General features: G+C 41.8%; 3 protein-coding genes. All 3 read right to left on the reverse strand.

Annotated elements, in window-relative coordinates; all coding sequences use genetic code 11:
* Positions 1 to 342: 342 nt before the first annotated feature.
* Positions 343 to 1,434, reverse strand: coding sequence for a hypothetical protein (locus F6J99_RS08820; RefSeq protein WP_293112599.1), 1,092 nt, complete (start codon positions 1,432 to 1,434; stop codon positions 343 to 345).
* 63 nt (positions 1,435 to 1,497) lie between these two features.
* Positions 1,498 to 2,082, reverse strand: a complete 585-nt coding sequence (locus F6J99_RS08825) for a DNA circularization N-terminal domain-containing protein (protein ID WP_293112600.1) — start codon at positions 2,080 to 2,082, stop codon at positions 1,498 to 1,500.
* 2 nt (positions 2,083 to 2,084) lie between these two features.
* Positions 2,085 to 3,247 (reverse strand): hypothetical protein (locus F6J99_RS08830; protein WP_293112601.1); only part of this gene is annotated, 1,163 nt, incomplete at its 5' end.

Below are 3,247 nucleotides of genomic sequence, written 5' to 3' on the forward strand. Positions count from 1 at the left end.
TCCCTGTTCAGCTTGTTCTAGGGCATTAGTAATCTGAGGACTGTCCAAAATGTCAGTAACTTTGTCAAACAGCTGATTGATTTTTTGTTCTAACTGCTCTCGGTTTAGCTGGGTTTCAATTTGAGTGTTAACGTCGTTAATTGAATCTTCTATTTTTTTAGTTTGCTTTTCTATTTCTTCAGAAAATTCATCAACTTTACCAACAATAGTTGTGGAGGCTTGATTACATCCTTTTTTAAAGGGCTTAACTAATTCTTGGGATTTATTACAAGTATTTTCAATAAATTTTTTAATTTTTTGAATAATTTCTTCAAGATAGCTTTTGACTTTATTTAACAGCTCTTATCCCTGCTGAATTTTGTCGGTAATAGCTTGGGTGACTTTAGTAGCAATCTCCTCCACCTTATTAATTGCTTGTTCAATCACCTGTGGTATTTTCTGGGCAAACTCCCTGAGTTTATCGGTAATAGTTTTAACTTTAGCTGTCAGAGTCTCAATATAAGTCTTGATTTTATTAAAAAAAGGAACTAAACCTCCTGTAGTAGCACCACCTCCTGCACTACTAATTAATTCTTCTAAAGCAGTTTGGAAAGTTGTGATATTAAAGTTTTGTAAATTTGCCAGAGCTGTATCTGTGCTAGCATCAAGGCTCTCAAATTCTCTAGCAATCGCTCTAGTTCTTTTTCTCAGTTCTTTAAATTGCTCTTTTTTTAGGGAAGTAGGGTCTTTTAGTGACTTCAACAGTTGTTTATACTCTGCTATTAATTCACTTCGCCGATTAATATTGGTTTGAATGCGGCTAAGAGCCTTTGAAGGAAGTTGTTCTGCTAAGGAGTTAATCTGCTCCTTAAAAATTTCGGTGAGGGCTTGTGAACCAACGTCACCAAGTAATTGCTCTGGATTGGACAATTTATCGAGGAATTTTTTTAGTAATTTGAACAAAACATCCAAGGTGCGAACAGGTAACATTCCTGCCTTGGTGACAAATTCTTCAAATTCCCCAAAGATAGTTGGTGTGCCTGTGGGCAATTCTCCGATACTGAAGCTACCTGTCAAGTCTTGAGTTAAAGAGCCAATAGTATTTTTAATTTCATTAGCAATAGTCAAATCTCCGAAATCAGCTGCCTTCGGTAAGGGAATGGCTGCGGTAAGGCTTTCGACGTTAAGTTCTGTGAGTTGGTCGATTTTTACTGATAATTCTACTTTTAGTTCCCCAGCAGATAAAGGTACCTGGGAAATTATATTCTTTACATTTGTAAAATCAATCGGAGGAAGCTGCTCTTCTATTTCTTTCTGATAGTTAGCTATATCAGGAAGACCATTTTCACCAATTTGAGCAACAGTACTTTGCGCTTGAGTACATTGATTTTGAGCATCAGCAAATGCTACCTTAGGATTAATGTCTTTGAATTGCTCAACAATAGAGAGTGCCATAATCTTGAGTCTGATTAACTGAATCTTGTGTGTAGAAGCCGGTTAAAAGCTAAAAACTGCAACTTAAATACCAAAAATAGCTTTTAATCCTTCTGTCACTTTATCTAAATCTTTTGTGGCTTCCTGTACGGGTTCTAAAGCTCCTTTTAACGGTTGAAATGGGTTAGTAATTTCCGGAATAGTACCCAGTTGTAGAGCATCAGGAAGAGTGGCAACATCCATCAGATTCTTGGCCTTAACCTGAATCGACTTGTCTACCTTAGCAACAGCTGCACCCCCTTGACTACTAGGAGGATCAGTATACTCAGCAATGGTCAAAGTATAGCTGAACTGCTCTGGCTCCCTAGCTAATTGAAACACCTCAAATCGTTCCACAATAACCTGGCCAAAGTAGCTTCTGCCAACAATTTCGGCAATAAAATCCACAGGTTTCCGCTGTTTGTAAATTTGTCGCAGTTGCTCCAAGTCCTTACTTGCTTGAGAACCGTAAAAGATACCACTAATCCCTAAGAATACTGAATCCCGTCCCAAGTCCTGCACAAGGTTTCCTGCCATACCAGGAACACGATGGGAGATCAAATTCGCTTGCTCTAGGGTGACCAGCCGATGCACCCGGTTTAGCTTAATTCCTCCTAACTCAATAGCCATGATTAACTCCCATAAAATCTACGGTATTCGCGACTGACTTTGCGAGCGATCGCGTCCATAATCTCATCTAAGTCCATTTCTGGTGTACCGTTGCGGCTGATCATCTCTGTTTCAACCTCTGTTTCTAGCTTGCTGGGATCGGAAGAATGGGTAATGGGTAATGGGTGATGGGTAATGGGTAATGGGTAATGGGTAATGGGTAATGGGTAATGGGTAATGGGTGATGGGTAATGGGTAATGGGTGATGGGTAATGGGTGATGGGTGATGGCTGATCGCTGATGGCTGATCGCTGATGGCTGATGGGTGATGGGTGATGGGTGATGGGTGATCGCTGATCGCTGATGGCTGATGGGTCACTGGAAGTTTGAAGAGCCTGGGGTGGGGTAATATCAATATCTGCACCCAAGGGAAACCTCTGTAAGCTTTCGGGACTCGCACCACTGATTTCCTGGGGTTGCTTAATCATGGCATGATGTGAAGAGTGAGGTGGAATGGGCATCTTGCCTTGTGGAATGGGCATCTTGCCCGTTTCTGATCTTTTCGGCCAGCCAGGATCCCCACCCCACTGATATTCATGGGAAGATTCAGCAATGCCGATTTCCTCACCACTTCCATAGTCATCAATCAGTTGATCGGGAGTTGCGTTCGTAAATAGTACTTGATCTCCGTTGTCCTGCTTGTCCTCCGGATCTACTACGTTTGAGTGCAACGTGGGATCAGAGGCACTAACCAGATTAGGGTTTGCTAAATCTAGCTGTTCTTGGGAAGGTAATAATTCGGCAAGTTCTTTTAAACCCTGAATATTACTCGAATGCTTTGGTAAGACTACTTCATTCCTGCCCAGAGTCGGTTTTTTAGATAGAGGTTGGGTTGACGGAGCTTTGGAGGCAGGAGGTGGTGCAATATCAGTATCCGCACCCAAGGGAAACCTCTGCAAGCTTTCGGGACTCGGATCACTGATTTCCTCACCACTCCCATAGTCATCAATCAGTTGATCGGGAGTTGCATGTGTAAATAGTACTTGATCTCCCTTGTGGTCCAAGTCCTCCCGATCTACTAGGTTTGAGTGCAACATGGGATCAGAGGCACTAACCAGATTAGGGTTTGCTAAATCTAGCTGTTCCTGGGAAGCTAATAATTCGGCCAGTTCCTTTAAACCCTGAA

The organism is Moorena sp. SIO4G3 (genome assembly GCF_010692305.1).
GTDB lineage: Bacteria > Cyanobacteriota > Cyanobacteriia > Cyanobacteriales > Coleofasciculaceae > Moorena > Moorena producens_A.